Origin of the sequence: Devosia sp. MC521 (assembly GCF_014127105.1) — a bacterium.
Classification (GTDB): Bacteria; Pseudomonadota; Alphaproteobacteria; order Rhizobiales; family Devosiaceae; genus Devosia.
Window position 1 is genome coordinate 545,225 of record NZ_CP059902.1, and the last position, 13,482, is coordinate 558,706.

A 13,482-nucleotide genomic window follows, 5' to 3' on the forward strand; every position below is an offset into this window, starting at 1 on the left:
TATGGAAGTGGACGTGACCTCGTGCGACGACTGTTTGGATTTCTAGCACTTTCGTTTGGCCTTGCCTTCGCCGCACCTGCTTATGCCCAGTCTGGCGCCTCTTGCGCTGCCATCCCGGCCAATGACCAACGCCTCGCTTGCTATGATGGCCTGTTTCGCGCCGATACCGATGCAGCAGCCGTCTCCAGCTTCACTCTACAATCCGAGCAAATGATCCCCGCGCGCCCTTCTGGCCGCGCTCATGCCGAGATCATAGTCAGCTGCGAAGCTGGCAATTTGGGTGTGGCCTTCCGCTTTGCGGGCAACACCATGTCCTCCCTCGGCCGCGATGTCGGCATGACCTTCCAGCCCGATCTGGAACGCGCTCGCTCGCAAACTTTGCAGGTTGATCCGACCAATACACAGGTGCTGATTAGCAATAGTGCTGACGTGCGCGCCTTTATCGATGGTTTGCGCGGCGCCCAGAACTTAACTGTTCGTGTGACCCCGGCCAGCAGTCGTTCTCTCAATGTGCGATTCAAGGTTGCAAATTTTGCTCAAGATGTTGCGCCGGTAATCGCTGGTTGCACTCAGTAACTTACGTTACCTAAACTCATCTAATCGCATGTCGGCGTTTATTTTGTCGCAGCCTACAATCGCGTGAACCATAACTTGGTCACACAATGGCCACGTCATCGTCTCTCTGCGTATTTACTCCGCGCTAACCTTAATAAGACATCATCTGGACGTCGGCAGTTTGAGTTTGGCTGCCCGTTCCAGTTTGTTGCGTAGCGTTGAGTATCATTTATGGCCCTTTCCCACCGGCCTGAGGCGTCTGCACGCCCGGTCAGCGCGGTTAGCCGTGGACGTCCATTTGCCAAAGGCTTGGCCCTGAGCGCTTTTGCGTCACTGGCCTATGTCGGCTTGATTGGCGGCGCGCTTGCTCCAACCGCCGATGCGCCCAAACTGCCAAACACCGCCCCCACGATTGATGAAGAGCTCGCCAGCCTGACCTATAATGGCGTCGATCCGATCATCACCGGCTCCGTTGACCACCTCTTCCAGACCGATTTCTTCACCGGCCCCAATCGCGCGGAGAAAGTCACGCGCGTCCGTCAAGAAATCGACATGACCGCCATCAACGAAATGTTCGAAAAGGCGCGCACCGAGATTGCCTCTCTGCGCGGTACCTCCATCGATCACTCGCCCGTCAATGTCGTCGCTGAAGTCACCATGCCCGAGCCGCCCCGCGTTGCCGTCGCAGGGCTACACCCCAGCGCTGCCGCAGCACTCGATGCGATTGCTGGCATAGCGCCAAGTGTTGAAGGTGCGACCGTTCAGGGCAGCATTCCGATGCCCGAGGCCATGCCCACGCAGTTGGCCTATGCCCGCGCAACAGCGCCAGCCACGGTCACCCAGCTTCAGGGCACGCCAATGGCCGATGTGTCTGACAAGGAAATGTGGTGCCTAGCAACGGCTGTCTATTTCGAAGCCCGTGGCGAAGTCTATCGTGGTCAGGTCGCGGTCGCGCAGGTCGTGCTCAACCGCGTTAAAGACCATCGCTACCCCAATACGATTTGCGGCGTCGTCTTCCAGAACCAGCACAAGCGCAATGCCTGCCAGTTCTCTTTTGCCTGCGATGGTATCCCCGATACCGTCACCGAACGCCAACCTTGGGCAACGGCCGAAGAGGTCGCCCAGAAGGTTGTTTCCGGTGAACTCTATCTCACCGAAGTTGGCTCGGCGACCCACTATCACGCCAGCTATGTGCGTCCCGCTTGGGCACCGCGCATGGAAAAGCTAACGCAGATCGGCCTCCACCACTTCTATAAGTTCAAGAAGGGTTGGCTGTTCGGCTAACACAGTCTGAGGGTCGCGCTCGTGATACACGTGCGCGTCCCGTCCGTCCGCACCTTGAGATCGCCATTGCGCACGGTCAGGATTGATCTCGCATTGAGCGAGTTCAGCCCAATCCAATAGCCGCTCTTCCAGCCTGCTATCGCATTGCCATCCTCCGTCACCTCGCGCACGGCAATGCCCGGATACTGGATGTGCTTTGAGGTCAGGGCGTCGCTCGAATAGGTGCCTGTGCTCGTGGTGCCAATGCTCACATAGCTTACACGTCCGCCCTCGATCTTCCGGATCGTGGTCGATTTCAGCACATCGGTGCTGACGCTCGCGTCGTAATCGATCTCGTAGTGCCGGTCGTCAAATTTCACCAGCCGGCTGGTGTCGAAGCCGGTCGGCGCGCCTTCGGGCAAAACATCAAGCACAGGACCGGGACCGGCGACGGCAAAGCCGACCGATAGAGCAATCCCAACGGCCACCCCAATCGCCACATGGCGTACCTGACTATCCATCTCCGTTCCCTCGCCTGTCTCACTTCGAAACGCATTGTTAACGAAGTAGTAACCATATAGGCGCGGTCGAGCGAATACTCTCTTAAAACTTAGTTAATTTTTAGAGGTCGGAAAACTAGCCGGAAATCTGGGCGCTAATAGTTTCAAACACTTGCATGAGCTGCTTGTGCGCCTGCTGTGTCGGCCAGGGCCGGATGAGCCGTTCGAAATCATCGACTTCGAATGCCGCAAGTGTGGGTGAGCCAAAAAGTTTTTCGGCCTCGGCGGAATCAAAACCGGCGAGATAGGTCGCCTCAAAATAGGCCGCTTCCACGTCCGCCTTTTTGACCTGCTTCTTAAGCGTGGCATTCATGGTCGCCGGCAGAGAAAAGCGTAGAAAGATCGCTGACATCAGCCGATCTTCGACCGCCTTATAGTTGCCGCCCATCGCCGCTTTGAACGGCGAGATAATATCGCCCATCACATATTCGGGTGCATCATGCAGCAGGCATTGCAACTGCTGCTGCGGGCTCGCCTCCGGGTTGGCGGTCCGGAACAGCTCCAGGACCAACACCGAATGCTGGGCGACCGAAAACGGGTAATCACCGACAGTCTGTCCATTCCAGCGCGCTACCCGCGCGAGGCCATGGGCAATGTCGGAGAGTTCTACATCAAGCGGCGAAGGGTCCAAAAGATCGAGCCTGCGCCCCGACAACATCCGCTGCCAAGCGCGAACTTCCGTGCGTGCCATCTCTCGCCCCCGCCCTGTGATCCGAACCGTTTCCTAGCAGAACCACTCGATTCGATCACAATCTCTCTCACCGTGTCCCTGACGGGAGGAGATCGATGCGCAGCGTCGGATGAGGGGGCCTTCAACTTAAGGCCGTACAAAAAGCTATATTCCCACCGTCATTGCTCGGCTTGACCGGGCAATCCAGAGCAATGCCAGCTCCTACTGGATACTCCGGTCAAGCCGGAGGATGACGGTTAGGCATTTCCTGCGCAACAAGCCCGACGCACCAGCCCAATCCCTCCCTCGCTTGCGGGGCAGGCTAGGTGGGGGTTCTTTCCGATGCCAAAAGCCTCCTCACTCCTCCGACGCCACATCCCCAAAACCATAACTCGCCCAGCCGGGCAGGCTCACCGTGACCGGCGCACCATTGACCGTCACTGCACCGACATCACTCACCCGATCGAGCCGAACAATCGCCACAGCGCGTCCATAGACCACCTGCCCAAGCGTTCCTGCGTCACGCCCCGACGCCACCACAGCGTCGCCCGCAACTCCAGTCACACCAGACACAATCACCGGACGCCGCCGCGCCGTTCCGCGATGCTTCATGCGCGAGACAACTTCCTGCCCCACATAGCACCCTTTGACGAAGTCGATCCCGTCGAGCATGTCCATGCCGAGATCGTGAGCAAAAGCGTCATTGGCGGCAAAATCATTGCCATGCAGCAACACGCCATTGGCAATCCGCGCCGCGTGGTACGGCGTGTCGTTCTGATCCCACTCCGCAGCAGCCTCAGCTGTGTCGATCACCCGGAACCCAATCTGGATCGTTCCAAACCGGTCGCCGTGGCACACCGCACCATCCACAGCATCGGCCGAAAACCCAACGCTATGTGAGGCGCGCAAATCCGAAATCTCCAAATTCGCCCGCAGCTTATACATGCGCATGCGCTTGAAAAAATCGTCGCCGACGCTCTCATGCACGTCCACCCAGATGCCATCTTCGGCCCAGCCTGCCAGCCCCTCCGCCAAAATCTTGCCCTGCGGCGAGAGTAGGGCGAACCAAGCCGCCGAACCCGCCTCGCTTGGAATATGCCCCGTCAGCACATCATTGAGGAGGCGATGCGCGTCCGGGCCTGAAAAACGAAAAACGGCACGATCTGCGCGGTGATGAATTGTCATGATCCCTTGCCTCCGGGAGCGGGGGTCGCATATGTCAGCTAACGGCTGACCACATAAATATGGGACTTGAGACATGGCGCAGTACGACACGATTTTCAAGAACGCGACTGTGGTCAATCACGATGGTGAGGGACAGGCAGACATCGCCGTCAAAAACGGTCGCATTGTCGCCATCGGCACCATCTCGGGCGACGCGGCAGAAACCGTCGACTGCAAGGGCCTCCATATTCTCCCCGGCGTTATCGACACGCAGGTTCACTTCCGTGAGCCAGGCCTTACCCATAAGGAAGATCTGGAAACCGGCTCGCGCGCCGCGGTCATGGGTGGCGTCACCGGCGTGTTCGAAATGCCGAACACCAATCCGCTGACCATCTCCAAGGAAACCTTTGACGCCAAGATCGCGGCGGGCACCAATCGCATGCACTGCGATTTCGCCTTCTACATTGGTGGCACCCACGAGAACGTCGGCGAACTCGCCACTCTCGAAAAGCTCCCCGGCTGCGCCGGCATCAAGGTCTTCATGGGCTCCTCCACCGGCTCCCTACTCGTACAGGACGATGATGGCGTTGAAGCCATTTTGCGCGCGATTTCCCGCCGCGCCGCCTTCCACTCGGAAGACGAATATATGCTCGAAGAGCGCAAGCATCTTCGCGTGGAAGGCGATCCGTCCTCCCACCCCGTCTGGCGCTCGCCAGAAGTGGCGATGAGCTGCACCACGCGCCTCGTCAATATTGCCCGCAAGGTGGGCAAGCGCATCCACGTGCTGCACATCTCGACCAAGGAAGAAATGGTCTACCTAGCCGACCACAAGGATGTGGCCAGCGTCGAAGCAACCCCGCACCATCTCACCTTGGACGAAACCGCTTACACTAAGCTCGGCACCTATGTGCAGATGAACCCGCCAATCCGTGACGCGGAACACCGCGCGGGCATTTGGGCAGGCGTTGAAAACGGGGTTGTCGACGTGCTCGGCTCCGACCACGCCCCGCACACGCGCGAAGAAAAAGATCACGCTTACCCGGCCAGCCACTCCGGCATGACCGGCGTTCAGACCCTGGTCCCAACCATGCTCGACCACGTCAACAACGGTAAGCTGAGCCTCCAGCGTTTTGTCGACCTCACCAGCCACGGCCCGAACCGCCTGTTCGGCATTGCTAACAAGGGCCGCATTGCGGTGGGTTATGATGCTGACTTCACCATCGTCGACATGAAGCGCCGCGAGACCATCACTAACGAATGGATCGCCTCCCGCGTTGGCTGGACACCCTATGATGGCGTCTCCGTCACCGGCTGGCCGGTCGGCACCATCGTGCGCGGTCACAAGGTGATGTGGCAGGGTGAACTCACCACCCCCTCAATCGGCCAACCCATGCGCTTCCTCGAAGCGCTTCCACAGCGCTAAGCACCTCTCTTCTCCGTGCGCAGGCACCTCCTACCTCGGCCCTACGGGGAGAGGTCGACGCACAGCGTCGGGTGAGGGGGCCTTCTCCTCCCCCTTGCGGCGTAGACCTCACTACTCCTCCCCCGCTCGCGGGGGAGGCTGGGTGGGGGCTCGTCCCTACTCGCTCCCACTTGCAGAGTACCCCTTCTTCTCCCTCCCCCTCGAGGGGAGGGCCGGGGTGGGGGCTTTTCTTACCGCGCTCCGACCGAAAAAATCAGCCGCCCCCAACCATAAATTCCACGAGGTTGCCGTCCTCGTCGATCACCACGCGCCATCCCGTCCAGCCCCCAAAATCGACAGCGCTCTCGTATTCCTGCGGTGACAGCACGCGATAAGCGTCAACCGTCACGCGCGGCGTTGCCTGCGAAAAGTCGACATGCTGGAGATAGGGCCAGACATAGAGATTGGTCGTCACGCTGCTGGGGATAATGGCAAAGGGTAGGTCGAGCAGATCGCGCATCATACCCAAAATTTGCCGTCCGCCGTCGTCCTTAGAATTCTCGCGAAGGGCAACCTCCACATCCTTGGACAGCGAAGGAAACTGAGCAGGCGTTTTCTGCGCCGCCACGACTCCCGCAATCTGCTTTGGGTCGCCGCTGACGGCGGCGCGGATCAGCGAATCCCGCTTATGCTGCACCGCATCAGGGAGCCAGGAAACATCCTCACTCACATGCATCTCGGGAATAAACGCGACATATGTACTTTGCGCTGGCGAGGGCGTTACCATCGCTATCGAACTCGCTAGGGCAACAACGAGTATACGCATGATTTTCTCGTCCGTTCGAGGTTAGATGAGATGATCATTACATACTGATTTAAACAAACAGTCCGTGCAGTGTGTACAAGTTTCGATATTAATTTATCAGAAGTATTTCGGAATACTGATTCAGTATTCTTGCGCAATCGACTTTATGGATTGCTGCAATATTGACTAGCGTTACTTTCGCCGCTGCGGCGAATGAGCGACTTCTCCTCCCCCGCTCGCGGGGGAGGCCGGGTGGGGGCTCTTCCCTACTCGCTCTCCCCTGCAGGGAGCCTCTCTTCTCCCTCCCCTTGAGGGGAGGGCCGGGGTGGGGGTGCTCTCATACAGTCCCACCTCCGAGCTCTAGGCTGGGCAGCAGCCTCGCCTAGGCCACCCTATCCCCCAAGCCCCACATTCGTCTCGCCCCGCACATAAGTCCCCACACCAGCGTCACCACTCTGCACGAACCGCGCCAGCAGTAGCCCCGATGGCGTTTGCTTCTGCTCCACCAGCTCAAATCCGCGCGGCGCGCTGGTGTCGCCAAAGAGCTTACGCCCCTGCCCAACGATCACCGGCGCAATAGTCAGTCGCATCTCATCAACGAGGTTCGCCGCCACCAGCGAGCGCCCAAGGCGTCCACTGCCGTGGATCTGTAGTTCGCCCTCGCCACTTTGCTTCAGCTCCGCCACAGCCGCCTCAACATTGCCCGCCAAAACGGTCGCTGGCCCCCAGTTAGTCTCGATCCCCGGAGACGACGCCACATACTTCGGCAGCGTGTTGAGCCGCTTGGCGTTGAGATCATTGGTGTCGGTTATCGTTGGCCACACCGCGCCGAACTCCTGATAGGTCCGTCGCCCGAAGAGAAACCCTGTGGCCGATGCGGCCCAAGTCTCAATCGCCCGCTCAAATGCGGCGTCGACAAAGGGAACGAGCCAACCGCCGCGCTCGAACTCGTCCGTGCGATCTTCGTCTGGCGAGCCCGGCCCCTGATAGACACCATCGAGCGAAAGAAAGTTCAAAAGCACAATGCGCATGCTCGGCTCCCATAGTGACAACAAGAGCAACGCTAATGCGCAGTTTTCCTGAGGAATAGAGAGGATTGTCTCTGGCTCGGGAAGCTGCCCTCTAAACTGCCATCACACCGCGAAATATTGTTGCCCCTAAGCGGCCACGCACGCCCTTTACCTCGCCCCTAGGGGGAGAGGTCGACGCGCAGCGTCGGGTGAGGGGGCCTTCTCCGCCCCCTTGCGGCGTAGACCTCTCTACTCCTCCCCCGCTCGCGGGGGAGGTCGGGTGGGGGCTTTTCTGCCTTTTTATTGCGCGTGCGCCGGGGGAACCTCTCTTCTCCCGCCCCCCTTGCACACTGGCCCCTTATTCTCCCTCCCCCTTGAGGGGAGGGCCGGGGTGGGGGGTACCTACCTCCGCCATGGGGTATCGCCGCATCGGGCGAAGTCGCCCTCCGCTCTTCCCCCCACGCCCCAAAACACGCTATACTCCGCCCCATCCCCCAAACAGCAAAACGCCGCGCCGGTTCTCACCCGCGCGACGGTCCTACACGTCTGAAATCACTGAATCTTTGCGCCCAAAAGCGCCACAATATGCCTACGCCGCGCCCCTCAGGACGCCCATAAGTGCCAGCCAAAAGCCACAAATAGGCCTATTGCAGCACGCGCTCGAGATTGTATTCGCCATTGCGCAAGCGGTTCGGCAATTGCTCGACCAAAACCGCAGCAGCATCGTCGCCATGCAGTTTCACAAATGTCGCGAGAGCGGCGAAAAGCGAGGCATGTGCCAGAGCGATGGTTTCAACACCATCTTCTTCAGCGCTGTTCCAAGCCTCGGCCAGATACTCCAAAGCGATCTGACTTTCCGCTTGGTTGCGGTCGAAAGTGTTGGTGTCGGCCGATGGGGCGAAAATTGACTTCGGAGTGCTCATGCTCGCGCTATAACACGAGTTTTCGCCCATGGCGCGTAAGATGTGACCCAAGGGTTAACACGATATAAGGAATTGTAAATTTCCTCACTCAGCGTAACGGGTATGGATGTCCCGTGCAATTCGTTCAGCCTCAACGGTTAAGCGCGAATGCGCTTCGCGCGACGAGGCCGTGCACTGCTTGTGGGTGCGCGAATATGCCGTAACCCCGTTATTAAATGCACCTGCCAGGCGCTGCCGCCGATCATCATCGGGCTCATCCAGCTCGATCAGCTCCGACATTTGCAGTCGCCAGTCTTCGCTGCCAATTTTGCAAAGCGGGGCAAGGTAATAGAGTGATCCCATCACCTCGGACAGGCGCTCCATTTGCCGCTGATAGGGTGGATCAATGGCCAGAACCGGTGTGGCAAAGCCGAACACTGCCAAGGCGGCCAAGGCGAAAGTCCTTGGGCTTTTCGGAACAAAAACAGGTCTGGTACGGGGCAAACTGCGCATGCCCTACCTTACCAAACCTGGCCCAAATTTCTAAAACATTCTTGTATGATTCCATTGAGCCCAGCCGTTGTGCGCAGCGCCAGCATCATTCCGGGATCGGCCCATTTGTAGTCCGTCACCTCGTCCGAGGGCGTGATGGTTCCGGAGAAGTCGACCGTGGTGAAAATCGCCAGGCGATAGGCTTCATTCTGCCCCAAGTGCTGCGTCATCACATGGCGCGGAAATCGTATGGTCACGCCAAGTTCTTCTTGCAGCTCGCGAATTGCACATTGCTCAATAGTTTCATTGGGGTCGAGGCGCCCCCCGGGAAAAGTCCACAGGTGCTGAGAGGGCGCATGGGCGCGCTTGATCAGCAGGACTTTGCCGCCGCGCACGAGGGCTACGCTGGCTGCGTTTGGACGATCGTTCATGTGAGAAAAGACCAGATTTGCGATTTCTTGCGAGAGACACTAACTCAAGCAGGTAAAGGAGACCCTCATGTGCGGACGATACGCCTCTACCCTGCCGCCTGAAATGATGGCTGAACTGTTCAAACTACTGAACAGTATCGAGACTGTACCGCGCTACAACATCGCACCAACACAGCCCGTTGTTTCTATTTGGGAAGCGGGTGGTCGTCGTGAGGGACATTTTGCCCGCTGGGGGCTGGTACCCGGCTGGGTCAAAGACCCGCGTGAGTTTTCTTTGTTGGTGAATGCGCGGGCTGAAGGCATTGCCGATAAGCCCGCTTTTCGCGATCCGCTCAAGCATGGCCGCTGTATCGTTCCGGCCTCTGGCTATTACGAGTGGCACACCGGTCCGGATAAGAAAAAGCAGCCCTACTACATTACGCGCACAGATGGCCAACCGCTTGCTCTTGCGGGGCTTTTTGCCACTTGGTCAGGACCCAATGGCGAAGAGATTGATAGTGTCGCGACCATCACCGTCCCGGCAAATCCGCAGCTCGCAGAGATCCACCATCGCATGCCCGCGATCCTTTTGGATGAAGCCCAGCAGGACCTTTGGTTGAACACGCGCGAAGTGCGGGCGGGTGAAGCCACACAAATGTTATCCCCGCTCGCAGATGGTCTGCTAAAATTCCATCCGGTGTCGACCCGCGTAAATTCGGCGCGCGATGATGATCCGGGGCTAATTGAACCGATCACGCTGACCGAGCCTGAGCCTCCAGCGCCGCGCTCCCGCAAAAAAGCTGCGGGCGGCGGCGGTGGTTCGGGGCAGATGGACTTGTTCTAGTTACAAGATCCCATAATAGCCCAGTGCATCGATGATGCTGTCCTCTTCATATTTGAAGTGGCTCAGCAGCAGTTTTTCAAAGGCGCGGAACACTTCAACCGCGTCATCGAAATGAGCGCGTGTTGGCTCATCCGAGAGGCTCATGATCTTGGTGATCATCAGCTCAAGCAGATGGTGCACGGTCACATGCTCGGCTTCCAAGCGCTCCACCACAGCCTTCAAAGCTGGGCTGCGGGTCGCCAGCGCCGGAAAAAGCGCTTGATCTTCAATGGTGTGGTGCTTGTGAATGAGGTGGCAATACTGCCCACAAACATTCCCAAAGCGCCTATAGTTTGCCGTGATGGGCAAGCTATCGACTGCATCACGCACTTCAGAAGCCGCGACCTCGCCCGCGGAAGCACGCTCGATCAATTGCCCCAGCGTGCTCAGGTGCTGGCGCAAATAATCATGAATATCGCGCAAGTGGTTCCCCGCTTCCCGCTGGTCAGGCGTCACGCCTTCAATAACGGGAACAGGAGGACGCGTTGCGTCGTCGAGGAATTGGATATCTTTGAGTAACATTGCTCAGATGTGCAGTCCGCTAAGACCATATTCAAGAACAAACATTTCCCATACCAAGGCACATCAAAGTCACTGGTGCCTCACAAGCGACGGATGAGCTTGGCGGGAACGCCGCCAACCAGCGTATCTTCTGCCACTGCCTCTGTCACCACCGACCCGGCGGCCACCACAGCCCCGGCACCAATGCTAACCCCCGGTAAGATCGTTACATTTGCTCCGATCCACACGCCGTCGCCAACGCTTATGGGGAGCGGCGTAACCACGCCGCAGCGCTTTTCGGCCGAGCCTATGGCGTGCTGTGCTGTGATAAAACTCGTGCCATGCCCAACCGTCACCCGTTCGCCAATGCTCACCTGTCCGGTAAGATCAAAATAACACCGTCGCGTCACATAGCTATCGGCGCCGATGGACAGCTTAGTCCCCAAGATGGCGACCTGTGTCTCAAGCCGAACATTGCGCCCGAGCTTGACCCCGACGGCACGCCAAAGCCACCGGCGAAACGGATAACCCATGGCTCCATCAGGGAAAAAATTGGCAATGCAGTTCAGCGCCCAAATCCCGGCACGCCGCAAATGTCGCCCAACCACACCTGCCAATCGAGCCCCCTCAACCGCCTCATCAATTGCTCCCGCAATATCTGGCGCAGCGCAAGCGGATTGTGGGCAAGGTCTAACCCAGCATCTTGCCCGGGTTCAAAATTCCATTGGGGTCCAAGGCAGTCTTAATCGCCCGCATCATCTCCAGCGCCACCGGGTCTTTCACCTGCTTGAGCAGATCAACCTTGAGCTGACCAATCCCATGCTCTGCCGAAACAGAGCCCCCGTGGCGCAACACCACCTCATAGATGATCCCATGCATGGCCTCATCATATTGGGCCATAAAGGCTTTCGGATCTGCGCCGACAGGCATTGAGAAGTTGAAGTGAATATTGCCATCGCCAAGATGGCCAAACGGTACAGGGCGAATGCCGGGCGCAAATTTCTCAGCAGCAGCAATGCCTTCGCGGATCAGCGCTGGAACGGCAGCAATCGGCACCGAAACGTCATGCTTGATCGAAGCGCCTTCCTTGGATTGGCACTCGCTCATCTGCTCGCGGAAATCCCACATGCGATTGCGATCTGCCAGCGAGGTGGCGAGCGCCGCGTCGGAAATCATCTCGCGCTCAAACGCGGCCTCCAGCGCCGACTGCAGCGCCCCCGGTTCCGTTCCGGCCATGCGGGTGACTTCCACCAGCGCATACCAAGGCGAATGGCTCGCTGTTGGGTCTGCATCCAACATCCCGTGACGCATTTGGATCTCAAGCCCGATATGGGGGATCAGCTCAAAGGCATTGAGGCGACTACCCAGCCGCTCGCGCATCAGTTGGAACAGCACCAAGGCCGCTTCCGGATCGGCGACATTGACCAGCGCCGTTTCGTGGTCTTCCGGCTTTGGGAAAATCTTGAGGCTGGCGGCCGTGATAATGCCCAGCGTCCCTTCAGCACCAACCACCAAATCCTTTAAGTCATAGCCGGTATTGTCTTTTTTGAGCGCATTCAGGCCCTGATAGAGTCGCCCATCCGCCAGCACCGCTTCAACGCCCATCGTCAATTCGCGCGCATTGCCATAAGCCAAAACATTGACACCGCCCGCATTGGACGAGAGCACGCCACCGATCCGCGCCGAGCCTTGTGAGGCCAGCCAGAGCGGAAACATGGAGCTCACCGCGTCGGCGGCCTCATGGGCATTTTCGAGAATGACACCGCTTTCAGCCACCATCACGCCCGCAGCAGTATCCACCGACCGGATGCGATTGAGCTTGGCAGTAGAGAGGATAACCTCGTGCCCATAAAGCGGCACCTGCGCCCCCACGAGGCCGGTGTTTCCCCCCTGCGGGATAATCGCCACGCGGTTCTCATTGGCCCAGCGCAAAATGGCTTGCACAGCCGCCACGTCCGGCGGAATGACCACAGCTGCCGCGCTCTGGTGGAAACGCTTGCGCGGCTCCTTGAGATAGGCCCCCATGTCGTTCGTGTCAGTGATAACGGCATCACTCGAAACAAGGGCAGACAATTGGGCGGAAATTTCACGAGCGCTGAGGGTCAATTGGGCCTCTTTTGTGGACCGTTCTGGGGTTCGGTGAACTTGCCCCTTACAGCAAGCATGTGCCACAACCTTGCATACGACTCCAGATAAGGACACGCATCTAAAGCGTGATTTGCCATGACCGCCCCGAATTGGCCGGATTTCTACTTCGCCCGCCATGGTGAAACTTCGTGGAACCGCGAGCGCCGCTATCAGGGCAGCCGCGACATTCCACTCAACGAAACCGGCAAGTTGCAGGCTAATGCCAATGGCATTCTGCTGCGCGACATGTTGGAGCGCGATGGGGTCGATCCGACCCAGGTTCAGTGGTTCGCCTCCCCCTTAGGCCGTGCCTCGGAAACCATGGATCGCATGCGCGCCGCTTTTGATGTCGCCCTGCCGCCAGTCATCCATGATAAGCGTTTGATTGAAATATCCTTTGGCGCTTTCGAAGGCTTGCTGCATGACGACGTCGCGCAGAAGTTTGCCGCCTATGCGCCGGGTGAGCGCGACGCCAGCTATTGGGAGTTCCGCCCTGAAAACGGCGAGAACTACGACGATGTTGCAGCCCGCCTGCTCGACTTCGCCAATGACGTCACACCGCATGCTATCGTCGTCGCCCATGGTGGCGTGCTGCGGGTTCTGCGTCATCTCATCGCCGGAGCCGACCGCAAGGAAGTGCTCAATTGGCCCCCTCCGCAGGGCGTAATCGCCCACTTCGCGGGCGGCAAAATGGAGCTGTTCTCGGCTGAGGACACTTGGTCCGCCGTCGACATCTAA

The 13,482-nt window shown here is 58.6% G+C and carries 15 protein-coding genes and 1 pseudogene; 5 read left to right on the plus strand and 11 right to left on the minus strand.

The window, feature by feature from the left end:
- The first annotated feature begins 21 nt into the window (after positions 1-21).
- Both H4N61_RS02630 and H4N61_RS18315 read left to right on the plus strand, forming a co-directional pair.
- On the plus strand, positions 22-576 hold the full coding sequence (locus H4N61_RS02630) for a hypothetical protein (protein WP_182394858.1): 555 nt from the start codon (positions 22-24) through the stop codon (positions 574-576).
- Positions 577-1,425: 849 nt separating this feature from the next.
- Positions 1,426-1,839 (plus strand): annotated as a pseudogene (locus tag H4N61_RS18315) (cell wall hydrolase); the annotation flags it as partial.
- Here H4N61_RS18315 and H4N61_RS02640 read toward each other — a convergent pair.
- The 3 genes from H4N61_RS02640 to H4N61_RS02650 form a co-directional block, all read right to left on the minus strand.
- Complete coding sequence (locus tag H4N61_RS02640) at positions 1,836-2,339, minus strand: hypothetical protein (RefSeq protein ID WP_182394860.1); 504 nt, start codon at positions 2,337-2,339, stop codon at positions 1,836-1,838. The pseudogene H4N61_RS18315 and the gene H4N61_RS02640 overlap by 4 nt on opposite strands.
- Before the next feature lie 115 nt (positions 2,340-2,454).
- Positions 2,455-3,069 carry an HD family hydrolase gene (locus tag H4N61_RS02645; RefSeq protein WP_169195917.1) on the minus strand — a complete coding sequence of 205 codons (615 nt, stop codon included), beginning with the start codon at positions 3,067-3,069 and terminating at the stop codon, positions 2,455-2,457.
- Between the two features lie 336 nt (positions 3,070-3,405).
- Positions 3,406-4,233 (minus strand): folate-binding protein YgfZ, encoded by an 828-nt coding sequence (locus tag H4N61_RS02650; RefSeq protein WP_182394861.1) that lies wholly within the window; start codon positions 4,231-4,233, stop codon positions 3,406-3,408.
- 73 nt (positions 4,234-4,306) lie between these two features.
- Between H4N61_RS02650 and H4N61_RS02655 the strand changes: the two genes are divergently transcribed.
- Complete coding sequence (locus H4N61_RS02655) at positions 4,307-5,635, plus strand: dihydroorotase (protein WP_182394862.1); 1,329 nt, start codon at positions 4,307-4,309, stop codon at positions 5,633-5,635.
- 253 nt (positions 5,636-5,888) lie between these two features.
- Here the strand turns inward: H4N61_RS02655 and H4N61_RS02660 are convergent, their stop codons facing one another.
- The 5 genes from H4N61_RS02660 to H4N61_RS02680 form a co-directional block, all read right to left on the minus strand.
- Positions 5,889-6,440: a hypothetical protein gene (locus H4N61_RS02660; protein ID WP_182394863.1), complete on the minus strand. Its 552-nt coding sequence runs from the start codon at positions 6,438-6,440 to the stop codon at positions 5,889-5,891.
- Between the two features lie 371 nt (positions 6,441-6,811).
- Positions 6,812-7,450 (minus strand): dihydrofolate reductase family protein, encoded by a 639-nt coding sequence (locus tag H4N61_RS02665; RefSeq protein ID WP_182394864.1) that lies wholly within the window; start codon positions 7,448-7,450, stop codon positions 6,812-6,814.
- A gap of 623 nt (positions 7,451-8,073) precedes the next feature.
- On the minus strand, positions 8,074-8,352 hold the full coding sequence (locus tag H4N61_RS02670; RefSeq protein WP_169196917.1) for a hypothetical protein: 279 nt from the start codon (positions 8,350-8,352) through the stop codon (positions 8,074-8,076).
- Between the two features lie 84 nt (positions 8,353-8,436).
- Positions 8,437-8,784, minus strand: coding sequence for a TIGR02301 family protein (locus tag H4N61_RS02675; RefSeq protein WP_182394865.1), 348 nt, complete (start codon positions 8,782-8,784; stop codon positions 8,437-8,439).
- Between the two features lie 68 nt (positions 8,785-8,852).
- A complete protein-coding gene (locus tag H4N61_RS02680; RefSeq protein WP_182394866.1) occupies positions 8,853-9,254 on the minus strand; it encodes an NUDIX domain-containing protein in 402 nt (133 codons plus the stop codon).
- A 67-nt stretch (positions 9,255-9,321) separates the two neighbouring features.
- On the opposite strand from H4N61_RS02680, the gene H4N61_RS02685 reads away from it, so the two are divergent.
- On the plus strand, positions 9,322-10,077 hold the full coding sequence (locus H4N61_RS02685) for an SOS response-associated peptidase (protein WP_182394867.1): 756 nt from the start codon (positions 9,322-9,324) through the stop codon (positions 10,075-10,077).
- Here the strand turns inward: H4N61_RS02685 and H4N61_RS02690 are convergent, their stop codons facing one another.
- The 3 genes from H4N61_RS02690 to H4N61_RS02700 form a co-directional block, all read right to left on the minus strand.
- Positions 10,078-10,638, minus strand: a complete 561-nt coding sequence (locus H4N61_RS02690) for a hemerythrin domain-containing protein (RefSeq protein WP_182394868.1) — start codon at positions 10,636-10,638, stop codon at positions 10,078-10,080. It abuts the gene before it with no gap.
- An 80-nt stretch (positions 10,639-10,718) separates the two neighbouring features.
- Positions 10,719-11,150, minus strand: a complete 432-nt coding sequence (locus H4N61_RS02695; RefSeq protein WP_182394869.1) for a DapH/DapD/GlmU-related protein — start codon at positions 11,148-11,150, stop codon at positions 10,719-10,721.
- A gap of 157 nt (positions 11,151-11,307) precedes the next feature.
- The gene (locus tag H4N61_RS02700) at positions 11,308-12,723 is read right to left on the minus strand and encodes an FAD-binding oxidoreductase (protein WP_248306555.1); all 1,416 of its coding nucleotides are present in this window, start codon (positions 12,721-12,723) and stop codon (positions 11,308-11,310) included.
- 117 nt (positions 12,724-12,840) lie between these two features.
- On the opposite strand from H4N61_RS02700, the gene H4N61_RS02705 reads away from it, so the two are divergent.
- The gene (locus H4N61_RS02705; protein ID WP_182394870.1) at positions 12,841-13,482 is read left to right on the plus strand and encodes a histidine phosphatase family protein; all 642 of its coding nucleotides are present in this window, start codon (positions 12,841-12,843) and stop codon (positions 13,480-13,482) included.

Bases quoted from the DNA above. Each gene is read 5' to 3' on its own strand.
- H4N61_RS02640 (WP_182394860.1), bottom strand. From the start codon at position 2,339: ATGGATAGTCAGGTACGCCATGTGGCGATTGGGGTGGCCGTTGGGATT.
- H4N61_RS02645 (WP_169195917.1), bottom strand. From the start codon at position 3,069: ATGGCACGCACGGAAGTTCGCGCTTGGCAGCGGATGTTGTCGGGGCGC.
- H4N61_RS02650 (WP_182394861.1), bottom strand. From the start codon at position 4,233: ATGACAATTCATCACCGCGCAGATCGTGCCGTTTTTCGTTTTTCAGGC.
- H4N61_RS02655 (WP_182394862.1), top strand. From the start codon at position 4,307: ATGGCGCAGTACGACACGATTTTCAAGAACGCGACTGTGGTCAATCAC.
- H4N61_RS02660 (WP_182394863.1), bottom strand. From the start codon at position 6,440: ATGCGTATACTCGTTGTTGCCCTAGCGAGTTCGATAGCGATGGTAACG.
- H4N61_RS02665 (WP_182394864.1), bottom strand. From the start codon at position 7,450: ATGCGCATTGTGCTTTTGAACTTTCTTTCGCTCGATGGTGTCTATCAG.
- H4N61_RS02670 (WP_169196917.1), bottom strand. From the start codon at position 8,352: ATGAGCACTCCGAAGTCAATTTTCGCCCCATCGGCCGACACCAACACT.
- H4N61_RS02680 (WP_182394866.1), bottom strand. From the start codon at position 9,254: ATGAACGATCGTCCAAACGCAGCCAGCGTAGCCCTCGTGCGCGGCGGC.
- H4N61_RS02685 (WP_182394867.1), top strand. From the start codon at position 9,322: ATGTGCGGACGATACGCCTCTACCCTGCCGCCTGAAATGATGGCTGAA.
- H4N61_RS02690 (WP_182394868.1), bottom strand. From the start codon at position 10,638: ATGTTACTCAAAGATATCCAATTCCTCGACGACGCAACGCGTCCTCCT.
- H4N61_RS02695 (WP_182394869.1), bottom strand. From the start codon at position 11,150: ATGGGTTATCCGTTTCGCCGGTGGCTTTGGCGTGCCGTCGGGGTCAAG.
- H4N61_RS02705 (WP_182394870.1), top strand. From the start codon at position 12,841: ATGACCGCCCCGAATTGGCCGGATTTCTACTTCGCCCGCCATGGTGAA.